The sequence below is a fragment of the Pseudomonas sp. Sample_10 genome, from assembly GCF_004321495.1.
Taxonomy (GTDB): Bacteria; Pseudomonadota; Gammaproteobacteria; order Pseudomonadales; family Pseudomonadaceae; genus Aquipseudomonas.
The window spans coordinates 1-3,698 of sequence record NZ_RCOE01000174.1 but is presented as its reverse complement, the minus strand read 5'-3'; the positions used below and the strand labels follow the sequence as shown (position 1 = coordinate 3,698).

The 3,698-nt window shown below is 54.1% G+C and carries 3 protein-coding genes and 2 tRNA genes; 3 read left to right on the top strand and 2 right to left on the bottom strand.

The features are described 5' to 3' along the window. The first annotated feature begins 6 nt into the window (after positions 1–6). Positions 7–83 (top strand) — tRNA-Arg (locus D8U18_RS17030). Between the two features lie 19 nt (positions 84–102). Here D8U18_RS17030 and D8U18_RS17025 read toward each other — a convergent pair. Next, positions 103–624 (bottom strand): cell envelope protein SmpA, encoded by a 522-nt coding sequence (locus tag D8U18_RS17025; RefSeq protein ID WP_131108056.1) that lies wholly within the window; start codon positions 622–624, stop codon positions 103–105. A 320-nt stretch (positions 625–944) separates the two neighbouring features. Here D8U18_RS17025 and mgtE point away from each other — a divergent pair, with 320 nt between their 5' ends. After that, on the top strand, positions 945–2,387 hold the full coding sequence (gene mgtE / locus D8U18_RS17020; RefSeq protein WP_056852548.1) for a magnesium transporter: 1,443 nt from the start codon (positions 945–947) through the stop codon (positions 2,385–2,387). Positions 2,388–2,487: 100 nt separating this feature from the next. On the opposite strand, the gene D8U18_RS17015 is transcribed toward mgtE, so the two are convergent. Next, positions 2,488–2,814 carry an Arc family DNA-binding protein gene (locus tag D8U18_RS17015; protein ID WP_003178899.1) on the bottom strand — a complete coding sequence of 109 codons (327 nt, stop codon included), beginning with the start codon at positions 2,812–2,814 and terminating at the stop codon, positions 2,488–2,490. Between the two features lie 620 nt (positions 2,815–3,434). Here D8U18_RS17015 and D8U18_RS17010 point away from each other — a divergent pair. Beyond that, positions 3,435–3,511: transfer RNA gene (locus D8U18_RS17010), tRNA-Arg, on the top strand. Positions 3,512–3,698 lie beyond the last annotated feature (187 nt).

The following is a 3,698-nucleotide window of genomic DNA, read 5'->3' as shown; positions in this document are numbered from 1 at the left end:
ACAAATGCACTCGTAGCTCAGCTGGATAGAGTACTCGGCTACGAACCGAGCGGTCACAGGTTCGAATCCTGTCGAGTGCACCATACAACAGAAAGCCCGCATTTAATGCGGGCTTTTTGCCGTCTGGGATTTGGCTTTTCCCTTCGTGCATCCTCTTTCATCGAACTCGATATGTGCACTCCGGCCTCGCTTGGTTTCGTAGCGATAGCTTGTGCTCGAATTGCGAATACTGATCTTGTCTGGCTTGCCGAGTGCGCTCTCGACATCCTGCTGGCTCATGCCGGCGACAACCCGTTGATTGATGATCGCCTCGCGTCGCTCTCTGGCACTGATCAGATTTCCGCATCCGTCTTCGCTCTTTCCAGCAATCGTTGGTTCGCCCCTTTTGCTATTCGTTCGAGAGATGCGGCGAGTCTCTGGCCCTGGCAGCAGGGCGATTGGCTCGTCGGTTGGTATGTGCGTACGGACTTCCTGTATGGAGCGGCGTTCGCTGGCTGCGCAGCTTAGGGTGGTGAAGGTGATGCGGCCGTCGTTTGCTTCGCATCTATGAATGGTGGCGGCGGGGATCCAGGGTGCGGGGTAGAGCAGGGTGAGCATTAAGAAACGGCGCGCGTAGGCTGGCATCAAGCGTCCTCCATGACGATTTCTTTTAAGCGTAGCCGTCACCTTTTGGCCGAGTGGTGTGTTTTCTTTTCAGGATGCGTCGTCGTAAATTGAAGGGTCAGGACAGTGCTCAAGTTTGTCTTGCAAGCGCTTGTTTCAGCCGCGATTTTTTAACATTTCAATCCGCCAAGCGGTGTATGATTGCGCCCGTCAGCCCCGCCGGGGCTTTTGGATTACTTCCATGGACTTACCCAGTAGTTACTCAATACCCCGTTTTTCCAATCATGAATTGACTGATTGATCCTTCCGGCGCGCCCCGCTGCTGGGAGTGGAGTTCGCCTATGTCTGAAGTTGAAGTAAAGAAAACACAAGAAAGCTTGCAGGACCGCCTCGCTCAAGTCGTTGAGCTGTTGCAGCGTCAGCGAGTGGTTGAAGATCTGACCCACCGCCAGGAAGGCCCGCATCACGACCGGGTCGAGAACCTGGTTCACCGGCAAAATCTCGTCGAGTTGCAACGCAAGCTCGATGATCTGCACTCCGCCGACGTCGCCTATATCCTTGAAGCTCTGCCGCTGGACGATCGCCTGACGCTATGGCAGCTGGTCAAGGCAGATCGCGACGGCGACATTCTCCTCGAAGTATCCGATTCGGTCCGAGAAACCCTGATCGCCGACATGGACGATCACGAGCTCCTGGCTGCGGCCAAGGACATGGATGCTGACGAACTTGCTGACCTGGCTTCCGAGCTGCCGCGAGATGTCGTCCATGAGCTGATGGAGACTCTGGATAACCAGCAGCGTGAACGTGTACGGTCCGCCCTTTCCTATGATGAGGAGCAGGTTGGTGCGCTGATGGACTTCGAGATGGTGACGATCCGTGAGGATGTCAGCCTCGAAGTGGTACTGCGTTATCTGCGCCGCCTCAAAGAATTGCCAGGCCACACCGACAAACTGTTTGTTGTTGATTACGACGGCGTCCTCAAAGGCGTTTTGCCTATCAAGCGCTTGCTGGTCAATGATCCGGACAAGCAGGTTTCTGAAGTCATGGCCAGCGATCCGGTGAGCTTTCATCCGGATGAAGATGCTTATGATGCTGCCCAGGCATTCGAGCGCTACGACTTGATTTCAGCGCCTGTCGTTGACAAGAACGGCAAGCTCATTGGCCGACTGACCATTGATGAAATGGTCGACCTGATTCGTGAAGAGAGCGAAAGCGAAGTTCTCAACATGGCGGGTCTGCGCGAAGAAGAAGACATATTTGCGTCAGTCTGGAAGTCTCTGCGCAACCGCTGGGCCTGGCTGGCAGTGAATCTGATTACCGCTTTCGTTGCGTCTCGAGTGATCGGTCTGTTCGAGGGGTCTATCGAGAAGCTGGTAGCGCTGGCGGCGTTGATGCCGATTGTGGCGGGTATCGGTGGTAACTCAGGAAACCAGACCATCACCATGATTGTTCGCGCGATGGCGTTGGACCAAGTGAGTACCGGCAATACTTCGCGGCTGATGCGCAAGGAATTGGCTGTTGCGCTGATCAATGGCGTGATCTGGGGTGGGGTAATTGGTGTCGTTGCTTATCTGCTCTATGGGAGCTGGTCCTTGGGGGTGGTGATGACGGCCGCCATGACGCTGAACCTGCTCCTTGCAGCGCTGATGGGGGTTTTGATTCCGATGACTCTGGTGCGACTTGGGCGCGATCCGGCGATGGGTGCCAGCGTAATGATCACCGCCATGACCGATAGTGGCGGCTTCTTCATTTTCCTCGGGTTGGCGACCATATTCCTGCTTTAGTTTTTCTCTCTCGAAACCCGCCAATTGGCGGGTTTTTTATGCCTGTAATTCCGGGCAAAAAAAAGCCAGCGGCTAAGCTGGCTTGGATATTCAGGATTACTCAGGAGGCGTCTGCAGCCATCTCGGCGTCATGAGCAATCAGCGAAACGAGTGCGTTTTGCTGGCGGTGGGAAAGCTGGCGGAAGCGCTGCAACAGTTCGCGCTCGTGCAAAGAAAGCTCTGGGCTGTCCAGGCGCATGCTCAATTCTTCGCCCAGCGCGCCTTCCTGAATCAGGCTCTGTTCGAGACGCGCGATGATTTCAGAGTTCATACTGCGATGATGATTGCGAGCCACTTCGGCAATGCGTTCACGCATTCCGTCTGGCAGACGTACGACGAACTTGTCAGCCGTACGGCTGGAATAAATTGCCTGTTTCAATGGGCGCATATATTTAACCGGTTAGTTCAGGGGAGCGGTTCTCGGGATTGGCCGCAGGATGTCAGTTAGGACAAGCGTTGCAGCCAAATGTTCAACCTGAATTGATGAGGCTCGCATCATGCCTCAAAGCAGCCAGATCATTGGCGTCAATTCTGTGACAAATATTGAACTGGATAAAGGCGTTCTGCCAGCACCAATTGTCAGAAATGCGGACTGGTTGGAAGTTGCCAGCACCGCTTTGCTGATCGCGTCCTCTGCTCGTCAGTAGGTGTGCAATGACCTGACGGCATGGCGAGCGAATTCAGTCACTGGTCCTTACCTTAACAAGGATAGTGGCAAATGGCCGATTTACTAGAGGTAGGGCGGTTCTTAGGCATTTTTAGGATGGGTGGCAGCTTGATTAATGGTGGGCAGGGGTGTCTGCTTTTTACGGCAATGGCTAGCTCCGCTCTGCTTTGCCGGCATGGCGATGCTTATGGAGGTCTGAGGTTGGGGCTGTAATTAAGGCTTCCTGCTATTTAGAGGGCGTATGCCTACACTTAAAAAGCAAAAGGACGACATGACAAAGTCTGGCTTGGTCGTTAACATGCTGGCCGTCCATCGCTTTGCGTATTTTCGCTGGCAGCAGTGTCTCAGTAGCTCAATTGGATAGAGCATCCCCCTCCTAAGGGGAAGGTTGGCAGTTCGAACCTGCCCTGGGACACCATATCTCCTCTTTCTCTTCCTTGGCCTGGCAATCGCCGGCGTCTGTTTTGCCTTGTCTCTTCTGTGTGCGTGACCTCTTCTATATAGAAGCGGGCGGTTTTTCTTGGGTTTGGCCCTTGAATGACAGAAAACTCAAATCAACGCTTGACGGCAGATCTCAGGTGTCTATAATTCGCCCCACTTCCGGC

Bases quoted from the DNA above. Each gene is read 5' to 3' on its own strand.
- D8U18_RS17015 (WP_003178899.1), bottom strand. From the start codon at position 2,814: ATGCGCCCATTGAAACAGGCAATTTATTCCAGCCGTACGGCTGACAAG.
- mgtE (WP_056852548.1), top strand. From the start codon at position 945: ATGTCTGAAGTTGAAGTAAAGAAAACACAAGAAAGCTTGCAGGACCGC.
- D8U18_RS17025 (WP_131108056.1), bottom strand. From the start codon at position 624: ATGCCAGCCTACGCGCGCCGTTTCTTAATGCTCACCCTGCTCTACCCC.